This is a genomic window from Amycolatopsis sp. cmx-4-83 (assembly GCF_046548815.1).
GTDB classification, from domain to species: Bacteria; Actinomycetota; Actinomycetes; order Mycobacteriales; family Pseudonocardiaceae; genus Amycolatopsis; species Amycolatopsis pretoriensis_A.
Window position 1 is genome coordinate 675,512 of sequence record NZ_JAEBEF010000001.1, and the last position, 17,089, is coordinate 692,600.

Consider the following 17,089-nt stretch of genomic DNA (forward strand, 5'->3'; position numbering starts at 1 on the left):
GCCCACGGGTCCGGGGCGGTGTGGCGTCGAGCGTTGTGTGACGCAGGGCGCTTGAGCGGTGCACGACCACGCGCGGCAAATCTGTGGATGACCAAGACCGAGGTGGATCACTCCGTCGTGAGTGTTTAGGGCGGTGGGAACCGCCCTAAACACTCACGACCGGGCCACGTCACTCCTGCAGCGAGAGGGCCTGGCTGGGGCAGACGTGCACCGCTTCGCGGGCCTTCTCGACCAGTTCGCCCTCGGGCGTCTCGTTCAGCACGATGACCGTGCCGTCGTCCTCGCTCTGGTCGAACAGTTCGGGCTCGGTGAGCACGCACTGACCGGCGCCGACGCACTTGCCGGTGTCCGCGATGATCTTCATGGTTCTTCTCCTGTGGTGGGAGGGCCGTCCGGTCGATCTCTACCAGGTCACCGGCAGCCGGTACAGGCCGTAGATGTTCGCGTCGTCCTTGAACGGCAGGTCGTCGACGTCCGCGCCCAGCGCCAGCGACGGGATCCGGCGGAAGAGCGTGTCGAACACGATCTGCAGTTCCATCCGGGCCAGGTTCTGGCCGAGGCACTGGTGCGGCCCGAAGCCGAAGGCGACGTGGTGGCGTGCGCCGCGCTCGATGTCCAGCTCGTCGGCGTTCTCGAACGCGCGCGGATCGCGGTTGGCCGAGTAGCCCAGCGCCAGCACGCCCTCGCCCGCCCGGATCAGCTGGCCGCCGACCTCGACGTCCTCGACGCAGAGGCGCGCGGTGGCCGCGTCCACGATCGTCCAGTAGCGCAGCATCTCCTCGACCGCGTCGAGCGTCTTGCCCGGGTCGTCCTTGATCACCGCGAGCTGCCCGGGGTTGCGCAGGAACGCCACGGTGGACAGCGAAATCATGTTCGCCGTCGTCTCGTGCCCGGCCACCAGCAGCAGGAACCCGGTCGCGGCCAGCTGCTCCCGCCGGTAGGTGCCGTCTTCGCGCAGCTTGACGATCTGCCGCCCGAGCAGGTCGTCCGGCGGGTTCGCCTCCTTCGTCGCGATGAGGTCGGCCATGTACCCGCGGATGGTGTCGAACGCCGCCCGCCGGTCCTCCGGCGACGTCGAGCGCTTGATCAGCTTCGCCGTGTGTTCCTGGAAGAAGTCGTGGTCGCCGTACGGGACGCCGAGCATCTCGCAGATCACCAGCGACGGCACCGGCAGCGAAAGCGCTTCCACCAGGTCACCGGGGTTCGGCCCGGCCAGCAGCGCGTCGATCCGCTCGTCGACGATCTGCTGGATCCGCGGCCGTAGCGCCTCCATCCGGCGGACGGTGAACTCGCCCAGCACGGCCTTGCGGGCCGGCCCGTGCTCCGGCGCGTCCATGGTGATCATGGTGCGCTCGTCGCCTTGGCGCCGGAACCCGCCCTTGACCAGCTGCGGGAAGTCCGGGTGCTGTCGGTCGGCGCTGAAGCGCCGGTCGTTCAGCACCGTCCGGACGTCCTCGAGCCGGGTGACCACCCAGGCCTGGCCGCCGTCGGGCAGCCGGACCCGCGAGACGGCGTCCTCCTCGCGGATCTCCTCGTACGCCGGCGGCGGCGCGAACGGGCACGTGCGGGTCATCGGAAAATCGTGGACGGGCTCTTCGACGGTGGTCATGGCGTCCTCACCAGGTCACGGGCAGGCAGTAGAGCCCGAAGATGGACGAGTCGTGCTTGAACGGCAGCTGGTCGACCGGCGCGGCCAGCTTGAGCTCCGGGAGGCGGCGGAAGAGCGTGTCGAACACGATCTGCAGCTCCATCCGGGCCAGGTTCTGGCCGAGGCACTGGTGCGGGCCGAAGCCGAAGGCGACGTGGTGGCGCGCGCCGCGCTCGAGGTCGAGTTCGTCGGCGTTCTCGAACGCGGCTTCGTCGCGGTTGCCGGAGTAGCTGAGGCCGAGCACGCCTTCGCCGGCGCGGATCAGCTGCCCGCCGATCTCGACGTCCTCGGTGGCGACGCGCGAGGTCGCGAACTCCGCGATCGTGAAGTACCGCAGCAGCTCCTCGACGGCGTCGAGCGTCTTGCCGGGGTCGTTCTTGATGATCTCGAGCTGGTCCGGGTTCTCCAGCAGCGCGACCGTGCCCAGCGAGATCATGTTCGCCGTCGTCTCGTGCCCGGCGATGAGCAGCAGGAACGCCAGCGAGACCAGCGAGTCGTGGTCGACGTCGCCGTGCTCCTCGCGCTGCTTGAGGACCTGGCGGCCGAGCAGGTCGTCGGTCGGGTCGGCTTCCTTCTTGCCGACGAGCTGGTCCAGGTACTCCTGCAGCTCGTCGACGGCCTGGACCCGGACCTCCTGGTCGACGTCCCGGTTGAGCAGCGTCGAGCTGCGGACCTGGAAGAACTCGTGGTCGCCGTAGGGCACACCGAGCAGCTCGCAGATGACCAGCGACGGCACCGGCAGCGAGAGCGCGGTGACGAGGTCGGCGGGCTTCGGGCCGGCCAGGATCGCGTCGATGTGCTCGTCGACGATCTGCTGGATGCGCGGCTCGAGCGCCTTCATCCGGCGGACGGTGAATTCGCCCACGACCTCGCGGCGGGCCGGCCCGTGCTCGGGCGGGTCCATGTTGATCAGCGACGCGGTGAAGTTGCTCCGGCGGACCGGCCGCCCCTGCTTGGTCAGGAACGGGAAGCCGGGGTTGAACCGGTCGGAGCTGAACCGCGGGTCGGTGAGCATCTGCCGGACGTCCTCGAGCCGGGTGATGGCCCAGGCCTCCTGGCCGGACTGCAGCTCGACGCGCTGGACCGGGCCCGCCGCGCGCAGCTTCCCGTAGGCCGCCGGCGGCGCGAACGGGCAGGTGCGTTCCAGCGGGAAGACTTCGTCCTTCGTGGTGGGTTCAGCGACTTCGGTCATTTCGGGCCCCCTAAAGCGGACGTAACGTATGCGGAGGATTACATTCCGGTTCTACGTCCCAACGTACCGAAGCGGAGGGAAGTCGTCCACTAGCTAACGGGTGACTGGTTGCGGAGCCAGTGCGTGGCCGCCTGACCGTGCGAGAATCACTCCGCGCGATTCAGCGAGGAGCGAACGGCATGACGGCAGACCCCGAGACCACCCTGCGGGCGGACGCGCGGCGCAACCGCGACCAGATCCTGGCCGCCGCGAAGAGCATCTTCGCCGTGTCCGGTCCCGAGGTGCCGATGGAGGAGATCGCCCGCGCCGCCGGCGTCGGCGTGGGCACGCTCTACCGGCGCTTCCCGGACCGGGACGCGCTGGTGCGCGCGGTCGCGATGGACAACTTCGAGCAGGTGCTGATCGACGCGAAGCGGATCGAAGCCGAGGAGACGTCGTCGTGGCGCGCGCTCGAGCGGCTGCTGCGGCAGTCGGTGGAGCTGCAGCTGAGCATCCAGCTGGCGATGGTGTCGCACCGGGCGCTGGTGATCCTGAAGAACGATCCGCAGGTCCGGCTGCTGCGGGACGAGATCCTGTCGGTGGTGGACCGGCTCGTGCACGGCGCGCAGGCGGAAGGCAAGCTCCGCGACGACGTCGGCGCCGGCGACATCGCGATCCTGTTCGCGACGCTGCTGCGCCAGATGCGCGCGAAGACCGCGGACGTCGCCGAAATGGCGGCCCGCCGCTGCGTCGGCATCATGATCGACGGCCTCAGCGCGCAGCCGGGAACCGAACTCCCGGGCCGTCCGATCACATCCCGTGACCTGGAACCCGGCTGATTCTCCGGATTTCCGTGTTAATGTTCCGCCTCGTTCTGCCTGATTCTGGCCGTGGGGCGGGAAAATGCGACGAAGAACCGCGTTGTTGGTCATTCCCTTGCTGCTGCTCGCGGGCTGCGGCCACGACGGCGCCACGCCGGTCGCCGGCGCGGCTCCACCGCTGCCGCCGACGACCAGCGCGTCGCTCGCGCCCGCGACTTCGGTGCCGTCGTCGACGTCCCGACCTGCTATTACGCCGACACCGGCCCCCACGCCGGCCCCGCCGTCGGTGACCCCGGCGCGCAACTGCGGCAGTCCGGAGTTCACGACGAGCGACCCCGACGGCGGCTGGTCGGATGGCGGCTACTACGTCCACAACAACATGTGGAACGCGGGCGAGGCGGGTCCGGAAACACTGCGAGCCTGCGCGTACGACAACTGGTACGTCGATTCCGTCCAGCCGGATTCGACGTCGGTGAAAACCTATCCGAACGTGCACAAGGACATCGCCGACCAGAACGGGAAGCCGTTCAACGACTATTCGGTGATCAAGTCGACGTTCGCCGGCCGCGGTCCGGGCATCGGCGTCTACGACGTGGCGTACGACCTCTGGCTGAACGGCGTGGGCGACGGCAAGGGCGTCAGCGAGCTGATGGTCTGGACGGAGAACCGCAAACAGGTCCCGGCGGGCGACAAACTGACGACGTACACCGCGGGCGGCTTCACGTACGACGTCTGGGCGGAGGACGAGGGCTACGTGGCGTTCGTTTCGCGGACGACGCAGTACTCGGGAACGGTGGACCTGAAGGCGATGATCGCGTGGGCGATCGGGAAGGGGCTGATCCCGGCGAACCCGACGGTGAACCAGATCGGGTACGGGATCGAGTTCTGCTCGACGGGCGGGGGCAAGGCGCGGTTCACGCTGACGGACTTCTCGGTGTCGATGAGCTAGCGGGCGTAGCGCTGGATGGTCCGCTGGGAGGGGCGCAGAAGTGGCCAGCCGATCACGGCGTCGACGACGCCGAGCGCGAAGGCGATCAGCGGCATGACCAGGTACACGAAGATGCCGAAGGTGATCTGCGTGTACCCGTGCGGGTTGACCGGACCGGGATCGGACCAGGTCAGCGGAGTCGCGTAGAAGAGGTAGAACAGGGGGAGCACGACGATCGACGCGCACCCGCCGCAGAGCGGACCGGCCGAGATGGACGCCGGCCGCAGCCGCAGAACGTGGCCGGTTCCGCCCGGGTGGTGCCCGACCTCGATCCAGGCGGGCGCGAAGAGCAGCGCGACGCCGGACATCAGCAGCAGCACGGCGCTGAACATGGCGAGCATGACGGAGATGCCGTTGGTGGCGCTGTGACTGGTCGGCAGGCGGTAGCCCATGACCGGGACGGCGACGGCCATGGCCAGTGCGAGGGCGGTGGTCAGCCCGCCGAGCAGGGGCAGCGTGCGCTTCAGCTTGGCGACCAGCCGGGGCGGGAGCCACACGTAGGCCCGTGAGTCGATCGAGTGGCCGGGCACGGTCAGTTGACCCGCCAGTCACCGGGGTGCGACATGGTTTTGGTGTCGGTTCGCTCCCACTGGTCGCCGAGGTCGTCGACCTTGGCCTGGATGGAGTTCTGCTCGGTTTCGATCACGTCCAGCAGTGTCTCGATCGCGATGACCGTGCCGGTGATGGCGGGAACGGCCATGGAAATCGCCCCGGCGATGATCCCGAGAGCCAGCGGTAGGCCCACGACGGTGGCCGCGGTGAGGATGGCCGACACGATGGCGGCGATCAGGCCACCGACGATGACCTTCATGGCGAGCCAGAAGGAGTCGATGCCGTTGGCGAGGTTGTTGAGCGAATCGCGCATCTGCTCGCCCAGGTCCTTCATCGAATCCAGGTGATCGATCTGAGCGGGAACGGCCGCCTTGTAGGTCTCGGCGGCTCGGCCTTGCCAGTAGATGTTGGCCTTCAGCTTGTCCAGGTGCAGAGTGCCCGCGATGTCATCGACGGTGTGCGAGAACTCTTCGATCCACTGCCGGCCGACCTGCTTCAGCTTGTCGGGATCGCCCACGTCCGTGAAGAGCCGTTGAGCCGCCTGCTGGTACTGGGCGAACTTCTCGTTGACGTAGTTCACCAGATCGATGATCGGCTGGATCAGGGACTCCAGGGCGCCGGGTACCCATTCGAGGAGGTCACGGACCTTGGCCATGAACTCCCGGAACTTCTCCTCGATGGCGCGCAGGTCTTCGAGGGTCCGGTCGATGATCGCGGTGCCGGCGGGTGCGGTCATGGCCGTCTCCTCAGTGTCCGTCGAGCTTGCCCAGCCGGCCGGCGTGCCCGGCTTCGGCCTGTTCGTAGATTTCCGCGCCTTCGAGGAGGCTCCCGGCGATTCCGCGGAAGTTCGCCGAGCCTTGGGCGAGCAGCCGATCCAGCTTCGCGCGCATGTCGTTGTACCGGCGGTCGAAACCCCTGGCAGCGGCGTAGCTCATGACATCTTTCGGAGTGAGTTCGAGCGGTGCCACGATCCCTCGGGCCTGGTTGAGGTTGTCGGCCGCGAGATCCCAGGTGTTCGCGTCCGAACGGAGAGCTTCGAGGGCGACTTCGACGTCACTCATCGGCGATCACTTCCTTCGGCGCCGGCGGACAGGCTCGGCGGCGGAGTCAGCCCGACGCGGCGCAGGAGCCGGGCGGGGTCGGCCAGCAGGCCCATCAGTTCGGTGTAGGCACGCCCGGGGGACTCGGGAACCGGACCGGGCGGCGCCGACTTGCGGCAGAGGGCGGTGAGAACGTCCAGCAACTCACTCTCGACCTCGGCGTTCCTGGCGCTGGACGCCCAGGCGGTGTCCAGGTTCAGGCTGACGTAGTGACCGTTCTCGGCTGTTCCGGCGACGTGACCACCGCCGCTCTCGGCGAAAGCCGTCGCGGCGGTCGTTTCGGACACCCGGACGGCGAAGCTTTCGAGTTCCGCGTCGACGGCGTCGGTCAACCGCAGGACGTCTTGCGCGGTGAGGGGTGTCTCGTCCCCGTCGGCGGGCGGCGCCGACGGCGGGCTGTCGCGAACCTCGCGCGCCCGCCGGCCCACCGAGTCGATGGTCGCCGCGTTGGCCGCGGTCAGGACCGTCGCGCCGAGGACGCGGGGGTCGATCTCGGCCTTCCAGCCGGCGGCGAGCTCCACCCGGCGAACCTCACCGTCGTCGGACACGGTCACCGTCACGATCCGATCCGGATCCTGGCCGGTGAGGCCGGGCTGTTCAGCGTCTTCGTCAGGCAGGCGCGTCGGGCTCTCGCCGTCGTCCCAGAGGTCGATCTCCGCCTCGAACGCCCATTCTTCGTCGTCCGGCACCTGCACCCTCCCCGATGCGTCACGCTCAGTACCTGGCAGGGACTGTACCGGTGATCGACCTGAGCGTCAGCCGAAAGCCGTGAACGCGACGGAGGCCACCACCCCGGTGCGGGGTGGTGGCCTCCGTTCGTGCACTCAGACGCCCAGGGGGTGCCAGACCGTCTTCGCCTCCAGGTAGTGGCGCAGGCGGGTCAGGTCCGGGGCCGTCGTCCAGTCCGGCTCGGCCTCCGGGACCGTCAGGACGCGCTTCACCGTGTTCGCCGCTTCGCGCGCCAGCTCCGGGCGGTCCGCCGGGACGGCTCCTGTCGGGTCCAGGGCGTTGACGTCGCCGTGGGAAGCCAGCCACGAGCCCAGCTCGGACGCGTGGCCGGTCAGGATGTTCGCCACGCCGCCCGGGACGTCCGACGTCGCCAGGACCTCCGACAGCGTGATCGCCGGCAACGGGCGCTCCGCGCTCGAGACCACCACCGCCGTCGAGCCTGTCGCCAGGACCGGGGCCAGGACCTCGATCAGGCCCAGCAACGACGAACCCTGGGGCGCCAGGATGCCCACCACGCCCGTCGGTTCCGGGACCGTGAACGAGAAGTACGGGCCCGCCACCGGGTTCGCCGCGCCGAGGACCGTGGCGATCTTGTCAGTCCAGCCCGCGTACCAGACCCAGCGGTCGATGGCCGTGTCCACAATGGACTCCGCCTTCTTCGCCGCCAGGCCTTCGGATGCCGAAACCTCGGCGATGAACTGGTCTCGGCGGCCTTCAAGCACCTCGGCCACCCGGTACAGGACCTGGCCGCGGTTGTACGCCGTCGCCGCGGACCAGCCCGGGAATGCCTTGCGGGCGGCCACCACCGCGTCGCGGACGTCCTTGCGGGACGCGTGGGCCGCGTTCGCCAGGAACTTGCCCTTGGCGTCCGTCACCGGGTACACCCGGCCGGACTCCGAACGCGGGAACTTGCCGCCCACGTACAGCTTGTACGTCTTCGCGACGGAAATCCGATCAGACATCGAGGTAAGCCTCCAGCCCGGTGCGGCCGCCTTCGCGCCCGAAGCCGGATTCCTGGTAGCCGCCGAACGGCGCGGCGGGGTCGAAGCGGTTGAAGGTGTTGGCCCAGACCACGCCGGCGCGCAGCTGGTTCGCCATCCACAGGATCCGGGAGCCCTTTTCGGTCCAGATGCCCGCCGAAAGCCCGTACGGCGTGTTGTTCGCCTTCGCCACGGCCTCGTCCGGCGTGCGGAACGTCAGCACCGACAGCACCGGGCCGAAGATCTCCTCGCGCGCGATCCGCATCGACTGGTGGACGTTCGCGAACACCGTCGGGGCGAAGAAGAACCCGCGGTCCGGCACCGGGCACGGGCTGGTCCAGCGCTGCGCGCCTTCGGCGTCGCCGGCTTCGACGAGCCCGCGGATCTTCGCCAGCTGCTCGGCCGAGTTGATCGCGCCGATGTCGGTGTTCTTGTCCAGCGGGTCGCCGATGCGCAGCGTCGAGACGCGGTAGCGCAGCTTTTCCAGCACCTCTTCGGCGATGGACTCCTGCACCAGCAGGCGCGAGCCCGCGCAGCAGACGTGGCCCTGGTTGAAGAAGATGCCGTTGACGATGCCCTCGATCGCCTGGTCCAGCGGGGCGTCCTCGAACACGATGTTCGCGGCCTTGCCGCCCAGCTCGAGCGTCAGCTTCTTCGGCGTCCCCGCGACCTGGCGCTGGATCGCCTTGCCGACCTCGGTCGAGCCGGTGAAGGCGATCTTGTTGATGTCGGTGTGCTCCACAATGGACGCACCGATGTCACCGGCGCCCGGGAGGATGTTGACGACACCCGGCGGCAGCTCCGCCTGCTGGCAGATCTCCGCGAAGACCAGCGCGGTCAACGGCGTCGTCTCGGCCGGCTTCAGCACGACCGTGTTGCCGGTCGCCAGCGCCGGCGCGATCTTCCAGGCCAGCATCAGCAGCGGGAAGTTCCAGGGGATGATCTGCCCGGCGACACCCAGCGGCCGCGGGTTCGGGCCGTACCCCGCGTACTCCAGCTTGTCGGCCCAGCCCGCGTGGTAGAAGAAGTGCGCGGCCGCCGTCGGGACGTCGGAATCGCGCGACTCCTTGATCGGCTTGCCGTTGTCGAGGCTCTCCAGCACCGCCAGCTCGCGCGAGCGCTCCTGGATCAGCCGCGCGATGCGGAAGAGGTACTTCGCCCGCTCGGTACCCGGCATCTTGGACCAGACACTCGAAAAAGCCTTGCGCGCGGCCTTGACCGCGGTGTCCACATCGGACTTCGACGCGGTGCCGACCTCCGCCAGGACCTCTTCGGTGGCCGGGTTGATCGTCTTGAGCGGCTCACCCGAGCCGTCGACGAATTCGCCGTTGACGAACGGCTTGTAGTGGTCCTTCAGGTTCGCGATGGCACGCGATTCGGGCGCCGGTGCGTACTCGAAAACAGGCATCAGTCCACCGTCACGTAGTCGGGGCCGCTGTAGTGGCCGTCCACCTGGGTCCGGCGTTGCAGCAGCAAGTCGTTGAGCAGGCTGGACGCGCCGAAGCGGAACAGGTCCGGGACCAGCCACTGCTCGCCGGCGACCTCGTGCACGGCGACGAGGTACTTGATCGCGTCCTTCGTGGTCCGGATGCCGCCGGCGGGCTTGACCCCGCGCAGCTCGCCGGTCTGGACGTGCCAGTCGTGCACCGCCTGCAGCATGATGTGGGTGACCGGCAGCGTCGCGGCGGGGGAGACCTTGCCGGTCGAGGTCTTGATGAAGTCACCGCCGGCCAGCAGCGCCAGCCACGACGCGCGCCGCACGTTGTCGTACGTCGCCAGCTCGCCGGTCTCGAGGATGACCTTCAGGTGGGCGTCGCCGCAGGCGGCCTTGATCGCCTGGATCTCTTCGAAGACGGCCATGTAGCGGCCCTCGAGGAAGGCGCCGCGGTCGATCACCATGTCGACTTCGTGCGCGCCCGCGTCGACGGCGATCTTGGTGTCGGCCAGCTTGATCTCACGGCTCGTGCGGCCGGCGGGGAAGCCGGTGGCGACGCTCGCGACGTGCACACCGCTCGTGCCCAGCGCTTCGACGGCGGTCTCGACCATGTCCGGGTACACGCAGACGGCGGCGACGCGCGGGGTGTCCTGGCGTTCGGGGTCGGGGCGGACGGCCTTCGCGGCGAGCGCCCGGACCTTGCCGCGGGTGTCGGCGCCCTCCAGCGTGGTCAGGTCGACCATGGAGATGGCGGTGTCGATGGCCCACCGCTTGGCGTCCTTCTTGATGCTGCGCGTGCCGAGGCCCGCCGCGCGCTGCTCGACGCCGACCTGGTCGACACCGGGCAGCCCGAGCAGGAAGCGGCGCAGGCTCGCGTCGTCGCGAGTCGCGTCCGCCAGTGGCGCCGGGGTGGCCGGCGCCGCTGACGTGCTGGTCGTGGCTGTCATGCGCCTGAGTCTAGGCGGCGGGTACGACAGTGCGAGCCCCCATCGGGTGTGACGCTGGGTGCCGAGCGCGTCACAATTCCGAGGTCAGCCCTTCTCGATGCGCGGCGGGTCCACCCGCTGGGCCGGCCGCCGGTACACGACCACCCCGCCCCAGAAACCCAGGCCGTTGATCTTCACCGTCGGTGCCGTCGGGGGTGCCGGGGGCGCTCCCGACTTGTCCTCCAGCACGAAGCCGCCCATGAAGCCGATGCCCGTCACGTCGACGTTGATGTCGTCCGGGACCGTGATCTGGATGCCGCCCATGATCGCGATGGCCGTGATCGTGCAGTGCTTGTCCGCGAACCTCGCCTGGCGCAGGTCGATTTCCGCGCCGCCCCAGAAGGCGATGCTCGTGTGCTGCGGGGGCAGGACCCAGCTGCCCTTGCGGACCGCGCCCGACATGACGCCGATCGAGACCGGGGAGCCCGCGTAGCCGCCGATGCGCTGGTCGGGGAAGCCCAGTGCGCGGGACGCCGCCGGCTCGATCACGCCCGGCGACGTGGGCAGGTCCATCGTCACCGGTTTGAGGTTGCCGATGGTCTTGGCCGCGTAGACCGTCGACAGGCGCTCTTCGAGTTCGTTCACCGTGATCCGCCCTTCCGCGAGGGCGTTGTGCAGCACCTGGGCGACGCGCTCGCGGTCGGCGTCGGAGGCCCGCATCTGGTCGGGCGTCAGTTCGCTCACCCGGGGGAGCCTATCGGCGAAAACCACCCTCCGTGTCCACCTTCTGGAGGACACTGCTCCGATGGTGCGATTTCCCGACGGCGTCGAGGTCCGCGGCCGCGGGCTGGGCCGCCCGCGACCCGACGAACCCGAGCCGGACTACGGGCTCTACCTGGGCACGAACCGGTTGCGGCGCAAGCACGGCGGCGGCATCACCTGGCCGCAGGAGTGGATCACCTGGCCTGACTTCCTGCTGCCGCTCGACCGCACGGACGCGATCGCCAAGATCAAGGCCCTCCACGAGCGCGCCGGGGTCGAAACCGTCGAAGTCGCCTGCTACGGCGGCGCGGGCCGCACCGGCACCGTGATGGCCTGCCTGGCCGTCCTCTCCGGCGTCCCGGCCGAGGACGCCGTCGCCTGGGTGCGGGCGAACTACCACGAACGCGCCGTCGAAACGCCCTGGCAGCGCGGCTGGGTGAAGAGCTTCGCGAAACGGCTAGATTGACCCGCATGGATGTGCACGTCGTCGACCACCCCCTCGCGAAGGCCCGGCTCTCCACGATGCGCGACGCGCGCACCGACAGCGCCGCGTTCCGGGCCGCGCTGCACGAGCTGACCGTCATGCTGGTCTACGAAGCCACGCGCGACGTCCCGGTGAAGACCGAGCGGATCCACACGCCGGTCGCCCGCACCGACGGCTTCAAGCTGGCGAAGCCGCCGCTGCTCGTGCCGGTGCTGCGGGCCGGGCTGGGCATGGCCGACCAGGCGCACAAGCTGATCCCGGACGCGCAGATGGGCTTCGTCGGCCTCGCGCGCGACGAGGAGACGCTCAAGCCGACGCCGTACCTCGAATCGCTGCCGGAGTCGCTCGCCGACCGGCCGGTGCTGGTGCTCGACCCGATGCTCGCCACCGGCGGCTCGATGGAGTACACGATCCGGCTGCTCACCGACCGCGGTGCCGCCGACGTCACGGCGATCTGCGCGCTCGCCGCGCCGGAAGGCCTGGCGCACCTGGAGAAGACCGGCCTGCCGGTCCGCGTGGTCACCGCCAGCATCGACGAGCGCCTCAACGACTCGGGCTTCATCGTGCCGGGTCTCGGCGACGCCGGTGACCGCCAGTACGGCGCCGTCTAAGCCCTTGCCGGTCCTGAAGTGGCGGTGGATCGCCGTGACCGCCGTCGCGGTCGCGGCCGTCACCGCCGGGCTGCTGTGGCTGTTCCTCGCCTGGTCCGGGGAGCCGACCGCGCCGGTGCGCATCGACGCGGTCAAGACGGCGTTCGGCGTCGGCGCGGGCGCGGGCGGCGTGTTCGCGCTGTGGCTCGCGACGCGCCGCCAGCGCACGCTGGAACTGCAGCTCGCCGAGACCACCCGCGTCGCCGGGGTGACCGAACGGGACCTCGAGGAGCGGCGGGTCACCGAGCTGTACACGAAGGCCGTCGAACAGCTCGGCAACGACAAGGCGCCCGTGCGGCTCGGCGGGCTGTACGCGCTGGAGCGGCTCGGGCAGGACAACCCGAAGCAGCGCCAGACGATCGTCAACGTCCTGTGCGCCTACCTGCGGATGCCGTTCGACGGCCCGAAAGCAGGCCTGAAGGGCACCGCGGACCTCGATCCGCCCGACTACGACGAGGCCGAGCTGCTGGTCCGCCTGGCCGCGCAGGAACTGCTCAAGACCCACCTGACCCACGGCGAACCCGGGTTCTGGCCCGGGATGGCGATCGACCTGCAGCGGGCCACCCTCGTCGACTTCCGGCTGAGCGGCTGCACCCTGGCCGCCGCGGACTTCAGCCGCGCGCGGTTCGTCGGCGCGGTGCACATCCGCGGCACCACCTTCACCCGCCGGGTGGGCTTCTTCGGCGCGGAGTTCACCTCGGCCGTCAACTTCGACCGGTCGGTCTTCGAGGAGGGCGCGTTCTTCACCTGGGCGCGCTTCGGCGCGTTCGCCCGGTTCACCCGGGTCCGCTCGGGCGGCCGGTTCGAGCTGACCCGCGCGCGGTTCGAGGGCGAAACCGACTTCGAGGGCGGCGAACACCAGGACATCGACCTGACGGATGCCCGGTTCCCGGAGAACGAATAGCAACGTCCCGCCCGGTGCCGGCCACTGAAGGGTGTGACCAGCCATACGACGGGGGTACCAGTGGGTGATCGGGCCCTGTGGGGCCGGGCGGCCGGGGGCGACGAAACGGCTTTCGGCGAGCTCTTCGAGCGGCACGCCGAAGCCGTCTGGAACCACGCCTACCGGCTGACCGGCTCCTGGGCCGCCGCCGAAGACCTGACCTCGAACACGTTCCTGACCGCGTGGCGCCGCCGTGCCGACGTCACGCTCGTTCGGGACAGCGCCCTGCCCTGGCTCTACACCGTGGCCGGCAACGCCGCCCGCGACGAGTACCGCGGCGCGAAACGGCGGCTCCGGCTGCTCCGGAAGATCCCGGACCCGGCGGTGGTGTCCGACCACGCCGACGCCGTCGCCGAGCGGCTCGACGGCGAGCGGCGGCTGCGCGAAGTCGTCGAAGCCGTGCGGACGCTGCCGAAGGCGCAGCGCGCGGTCGTCGAGCTGTGCCTGCTCGGCGACCTCGGCACCGCCGACGCGGCCGCGTTGCTGGCCGTCGCGGAGGTCACCGTCCGCGCCCACCTGTCCCGGGCCCGGGCCCGGCTGCGCACCCTGCTGGAGGGGAAATGAGCGACGATCTCGGCCTACCGCCCCGGCGCGCGCTGCCCGGCGACGTCCGCGACCGGCTGCGCGCCGAAGTCCGCGCGGGCATCGGGAAACCCAAGCGCGCCAAGCACGTCTGGTACGCCGCCGCGGCCGCGGTGCTCGTCCTGGCCGCGGGCGCGGTCGTCGTGACGCGGCAGCTGCGGCAGCCCGCCGAAGCGCCGCCCGCGGTCCCCGGTGGCCTGACGCTCGACGGCAAGCTCGCGACCACGGCGCTCGACCGGTGCTGGGCCGCGGTCCAGGTGGCGGGCAAGACGGACCGGGTGCCGCCGCGCGCGGAGTGGGTCCCGCTGCTCACCGAGGAACTCGAAGGGGACGCCGTCGTCGCGGCCACCGCCGCGGGCAAGCCGATGTTCTGCGAGACGACCGCGACCACTGTGACGCTCTCGGACCCCGGCGCCACGCCCGCGTACGCGCCGGGCAGCCGGTCCGGGCTGCTGCTGTACAGCGCGACCGGGCTGGTCGGCGGGGTGCTGGACCCGGCGTGGCCGAAGGCGAGCCTCGTGACGTCGACCCCTGGCGGGTCGAGCGGGAGCGACGTCGGGTTCTCGCCGGTCAGCCGCCAGTTCGTGGCCCACACCCGTACCGCGCCGGACCGGACGGCGGTCGCGCTCATCGACGGCGGGGCGGGGCAGCCGCGGAAGGTGGACCTCCCGGCCGCCCCGGCGCCGCTGCTCGCCGTGACCGACCGCCCGGAGCCCGCCGACCGGACCTCGGTGGCGGGCCGGGCCCTCGGTGACTGCCTGGCCGACGCCGAAGAGGTGATCCCGGACGCCGCGGCCTACCGGCCGGGACCGCTGCTGCGGGAGGCCGGCCAGGAGGTGGTCATGGGCCGCCGGGGCGACCGCGTGATCGTCTGCACGCGGGAGCCGGACTACCAGCGGCCGGGGAAGACGCGGGCCCGGGCCTACCCCGATCTGGTGGCGGCCCGGGGAGTCCCGGCGCGGATCCTGCGGGTGAACACGCTCGGCGCCGGCGAGTCGGGCGCCCCGGCCGGGGCGGCCCGCACCCCGGTCGCCGTGGTGCTCCCGGCCGCGGCGATCTCGGCGGGCTTCGAATTCGACGCCGACAACGGCGCCGACCTGGTGGTCACCGACGGCATGGCGCTGGCCTGGCTGCCGCGGAAGATCGCACTGACGCCGGAGGCGAAGGTGCGCGTCCGGGCGTGGGACGCGGAGGGCCGGCTCGTCTACGACGCGTCGTTGCCGCTGTTCTGAGGCCGCAGCCAGCCGGAGGCGTTCGCGCGCAGGGCCCGCTCGTACGAGCCGGTCACGTCGAACTCCTCCGGCAGGTTGCCGGTCAGCTCCAGGGACACCAGCCCGTGCACGACGGCCCAGCAGCCGACCGCGACGGTCGCCGGCGGGACGTCGAAGAAGACGCCGTCGGCGATGGCCCGGCGGATGATCGCCTCCAGGGGCTCCAGCGTCTTGCGGGCCAGCTTTTCGGCGTCTTCGTTGGGTTCGAACCCGGGGACCGACCGGCTGAACATGATCCCGTACAGGTGCGGGTCGGCGAGCGCGCTCGCGCGGTAGGCGCTGCCGAGCGCGACGAGGTCGTCGACGGCGTCCCCGGTCAGCTCGGTGCCCGCCATCCGGGCGCCGAAGCGGCGGAAGCCCTCGGTGTAGAGGGCGTTCACCAGATCGGGTTTGCTGCCGAAGAGGGAGTACACGGCGGTGGTCGACGTGCCCGCGTCGGCAGCGAGCTTTCGCAGGGAAAGTGCCTTCGGCCCGTCAGCGGCGATGAGCTCACCGGCGCGGTCGAGCAGCTTCAGCCGGAGCGCTTCGTCGTGTGTTCGTGGCCGTGCCATCTACACAGCGTAGTAGAACACTGTTACGAATGGCCAGGGTGAAGAGTTGACCTGGAGTGCACTCCAGGTCGTAGTGTCGAGGTCATGAGCTACTCGATAGCGGAAGCCGCTCGACGTAGCGGACTGTCCATCGACACCCTCCGGTACTACGAGCGCATCAAACTGCTCGACCCGCCCGCCCGTGACACCGCGGGCCGCCGGGCCTACTCGGACGACGACCTGAACTGGCTCGGTTTCCTGACCAAGCTGCGCACCACGGGGATGCCCATCAAGAGCATGCGCGAGTACGCGTCGCTGCGCCGCCACGGCGTCGCCAGCGCGGGCCGCCGCAAGGCTCTCCTGGTGGAGCAGCGGCGGTCGGTCGCCGAGCGGATCGCCGAGCTGCAGGGCTGCCTCGACATCCTCGACTACAAGATCGACAACTACGCCCAGGTCGAGCGCAACGTGCTCGGCGTGGAACCCGGCAGGGAGGAAATCTCCGCGTGAAGACCAGGAAGCTCGGCGGACTGGAAGTGGGTGCCCAGGGGCTGGGCTGCATGGGGATGAGCCAGGCGTACGGCGTCCGCGACAACGACGAGGAGTCGATCGCGACGATCCACCGGGCGCTCGACCTCGGCGTGACGCTGCTGGACACCGCGAACGTGTACGCCGACGGCGTCAACGAAGAGCTGGTCGGCCGCGCGATCGCCGGCCGCCGCGACGAAGTCGTGCTGGCGACGAAGTTCGGCATCGTGTGGACCGACGGCGCGATGGGCGCCCGCGGCGACGCGGCCTACGTCAAGCAGAGCTGCGACGAGTCCCTGCGCCGGCTCGGCGTCGACCACATCGACCTGTACTACCAGCACCGCGTCGACCCGGACACGCCGATCGAGGAGACCTGGGGTGCGCTGGCTTCGCTCGTCGAAGCCGGGAAGATCCGGTACGCCGGGATTTCCGAGGCGAGCGCGGCGACGATCCGCGCCGCCCACGCCGTGCACCCGGTGACGGCGCTGCAGAGCGAATGGTCGCTGTGGACCCGGGGCATCGAGGGCGAAATCCTGGACACGTGCCGGGAGCTCGGCGTCGGCGTGGTCCCGTTCTCGCCGCTGGGCCGGGGTTTCCTGACCGGCGCGGTGACGTCGATGGCGGACCTGCCCGAGGACGACATGCGCCGCGGCCTCCCGCGTTTCGCCGAGGGCAACTTCGAGCGCAACATGGCGATCGTCGACGCGCTGCGGAAGCTGGCCGAGGAGAAGGGCGTCACCGCGGGGCAGCTCGCGCTCGCGTGGGTGCAGTCCCACGGCGAGGACGTCGTGCCGATCCCGGGCACCAAGCGCCGCAAGTACCTCGAGGAGAACGTGGCGGCGGCTGCCCTGGAACTGACGGCGGCGGACCTGGCCGCGATCGAGGCGGCCGCCCCCGCGGCGGCGATCGCCGGGGAGCGTTACCCCGAACGCCTCGCCCGCGCCGCCGGCCGCTGAACCCGCACTTTCACGTGAAAGTGCCCACCAGGGGCC

At 70.4% G+C, this 17,089-nt stretch carries 21 protein-coding genes; 9 read left to right on the forward strand and 12 right to left on the reverse strand.

The features are described 5' to 3' along the window. Nucleotides 1-169: 169 nt before the first annotated feature. From ACLJQM_RS03470 to ACLJQM_RS03480, 3 genes are read right to left on the reverse strand one after another with little or no spacing between them, the layout of a single operon-like run. Nucleotides 170-364 carry a ferredoxin gene (locus ACLJQM_RS03470; protein WP_086858280.1) on the reverse strand — a complete coding sequence of 65 codons (195 nt, stop codon included), beginning with the start codon at nt 362-364 and terminating at the stop codon, nt 170-172. Between the two features lie 39 nt (nt 365-403). Beyond that, a complete protein-coding gene (locus ACLJQM_RS03475) occupies nt 404-1,609 on the reverse strand; it encodes a cytochrome P450 (protein WP_410630122.1) in 1,206 nt (401 codons plus the stop codon). 7 nt (nt 1,610-1,616) lie between these two features. Beyond that, the gene (locus ACLJQM_RS03480) at nt 1,617-2,840 is read right to left on the reverse strand and encodes a cytochrome P450 (RefSeq protein WP_360768557.1); all 1,224 of its coding nucleotides are present in this window, start codon (nt 2,838-2,840) and stop codon (nt 1,617-1,619) included. A 179-nt stretch (nt 2,841-3,019) separates the two neighbouring features. On the opposite strand from ACLJQM_RS03480, the gene ACLJQM_RS03485 reads away from it, so the two are divergent. Then, entirely contained in the window at nt 3,020-3,658 is a 639-nt protein-coding gene (locus ACLJQM_RS03485; protein WP_360768560.1) for a TetR/AcrR family transcriptional regulator, read from the forward strand. 64 nt (nt 3,659-3,722) lie between these two features. Further along, entirely contained in the window at nt 3,723-4,589 is an 867-nt protein-coding gene (locus ACLJQM_RS03490) for a GH12 family glycosyl hydrolase domain-containing protein (RefSeq protein WP_410630123.1), read from the forward strand. Here ACLJQM_RS03490 and ACLJQM_RS03495 read toward each other — a convergent pair. The 8 genes from ACLJQM_RS03495 to ACLJQM_RS03530 all read right to left on the reverse strand — a co-directional run bounded on the left by ACLJQM_RS03495 (nt 4,586) and on the right by ACLJQM_RS03530 (nt 11,070). After that, complete coding sequence (locus tag ACLJQM_RS03495) at nt 4,586-5,158, reverse strand: hypothetical protein (protein ID WP_410630124.1); 573 nt, start codon at nt 5,156-5,158, stop codon at nt 4,586-4,588. The two genes, ACLJQM_RS03490 and ACLJQM_RS03495, sit on opposite strands and share 4 nt — an antisense overlap. Nucleotides 5,159-5,160: 2 nt before the next feature. Continuing rightward, nucleotides 5,161-5,916 (reverse strand): hypothetical protein, encoded by a 756-nt coding sequence (locus ACLJQM_RS03500; protein WP_410630125.1) that lies wholly within the window; start codon nt 5,914-5,916, stop codon nt 5,161-5,163. A 10-nt stretch (nt 5,917-5,926) separates the two neighbouring features. Next, nucleotides 5,927-6,241: a hypothetical protein gene (locus ACLJQM_RS03505; RefSeq protein ID WP_410630126.1), complete on the reverse strand. Its 315-nt coding sequence runs from the start codon at nt 6,239-6,241 to the stop codon at nt 5,927-5,929. Then, nucleotides 6,238-6,969, reverse strand: a complete 732-nt coding sequence (locus ACLJQM_RS03510) for a hypothetical protein (RefSeq protein WP_410630127.1) — start codon at nt 6,967-6,969, stop codon at nt 6,238-6,240. The genes ACLJQM_RS03505 and ACLJQM_RS03510 overlap by 4 nt, the downstream gene beginning before the upstream one ends. 135 nt (nt 6,970-7,104) lie before the next feature. Then, on the reverse strand, nt 7,105-7,971 hold the full coding sequence (locus ACLJQM_RS03515) for an aldehyde dehydrogenase family protein (RefSeq protein ID WP_410630128.1): 867 nt from the start codon (nt 7,969-7,971) through the stop codon (nt 7,105-7,107). Further along, on the reverse strand, nt 7,964-9,397 hold the full coding sequence (locus tag ACLJQM_RS03520; protein WP_410630129.1) for an aldehyde dehydrogenase family protein: 1,434 nt from the start codon (nt 9,395-9,397) through the stop codon (nt 7,964-7,966). The genes ACLJQM_RS03515 and ACLJQM_RS03520 overlap by 8 nt, the downstream gene beginning before the upstream one ends. Continuing rightward, nucleotides 9,397-10,371, reverse strand: coding sequence for a deoxyribose-phosphate aldolase (gene deoC, locus ACLJQM_RS03525; protein WP_247014765.1), 975 nt, complete (start codon nt 10,369-10,371; stop codon nt 9,397-9,399). Before deoC ends, ACLJQM_RS03520 begins: the two co-directional genes overlap by 1 nt. Before the next feature lie 84 nt (nt 10,372-10,455). Next, on the reverse strand, nt 10,456-11,070 hold the full coding sequence (locus ACLJQM_RS03530) for a DUF1707 domain-containing protein (RefSeq protein ID WP_410630284.1): 615 nt from the start codon (nt 11,068-11,070) through the stop codon (nt 10,456-10,458). 85 nt (nt 11,071-11,155) lie between these two features. Between ACLJQM_RS03530 and ACLJQM_RS03535 the strand changes: the two genes are divergently transcribed. Genes ACLJQM_RS03535 through ACLJQM_RS03555 form a run of 5 tightly spaced genes read left to right on the forward strand, consistent with a single transcriptional unit; the run spans nt 11,156 to nt 15,003 of the window. Further along, nucleotides 11,156-11,578: a protein-tyrosine phosphatase family protein gene (locus tag ACLJQM_RS03535; RefSeq protein WP_247014763.1), complete on the forward strand. Its 423-nt coding sequence runs from the start codon at nt 11,156-11,158 to the stop codon at nt 11,576-11,578. A 5-nt stretch (nt 11,579-11,583) separates the two neighbouring features. Then, complete coding sequence (gene upp / locus ACLJQM_RS03540) at nt 11,584-12,207, forward strand: uracil phosphoribosyltransferase (RefSeq protein WP_247014761.1); 624 nt, start codon at nt 11,584-11,586, stop codon at nt 12,205-12,207. 34 nt (nt 12,208-12,241) lie between these two features. Next, nucleotides 12,242-13,150 (forward strand): pentapeptide repeat-containing protein, encoded by a 909-nt coding sequence (locus ACLJQM_RS03545; protein WP_360768586.1) that lies wholly within the window; start codon nt 12,242-12,244, stop codon nt 13,148-13,150. Nucleotides 13,151-13,183: 33 nt separating this feature from the next. After that, nucleotides 13,184-13,753 (forward strand): RNA polymerase sigma factor, encoded by a 570-nt coding sequence (locus ACLJQM_RS03550; RefSeq protein ID WP_410630130.1) that lies wholly within the window; start codon nt 13,184-13,186, stop codon nt 13,751-13,753. Then, a complete protein-coding gene (locus ACLJQM_RS03555) occupies nt 13,750-15,003 on the forward strand; it encodes a hypothetical protein (RefSeq protein ID WP_410630131.1) in 1,254 nt (417 codons plus the stop codon). The genes ACLJQM_RS03550 and ACLJQM_RS03555 overlap by 4 nt, the downstream gene beginning before the upstream one ends. Here ACLJQM_RS03555 and ACLJQM_RS03560 read toward each other — a convergent pair. Next, nucleotides 14,976-15,593 carry a TetR/AcrR family transcriptional regulator gene (locus tag ACLJQM_RS03560; RefSeq protein WP_247014753.1) on the reverse strand — a complete coding sequence of 206 codons (618 nt, stop codon included), beginning with the start codon at nt 15,591-15,593 and terminating at the stop codon, nt 14,976-14,978. The two genes, ACLJQM_RS03555 and ACLJQM_RS03560, sit on opposite strands and share 28 nt — an antisense overlap. A gap of 84 nt (nt 15,594-15,677) precedes the next feature. Between ACLJQM_RS03560 and ACLJQM_RS03565 the strand changes: the two genes are divergently transcribed. Both ACLJQM_RS03565 and ACLJQM_RS03570 read left to right on the forward strand, forming a co-directional pair. Continuing rightward, nucleotides 15,678-16,079: a MerR family transcriptional regulator gene (locus ACLJQM_RS03565; RefSeq protein WP_086673859.1), complete on the forward strand. Its 402-nt coding sequence runs from the start codon at nt 15,678-15,680 to the stop codon at nt 16,077-16,079. 50 nt (nt 16,080-16,129) lie between these two features. Beyond that, nucleotides 16,130-17,053 carry an aldo/keto reductase gene (locus tag ACLJQM_RS03570; protein WP_410630285.1) on the forward strand — a complete coding sequence of 308 codons (924 nt, stop codon included), beginning with the start codon at nt 16,130-16,132 and terminating at the stop codon, nt 17,051-17,053. Nucleotides 17,054-17,089: the final 36 nt, after the last annotated feature.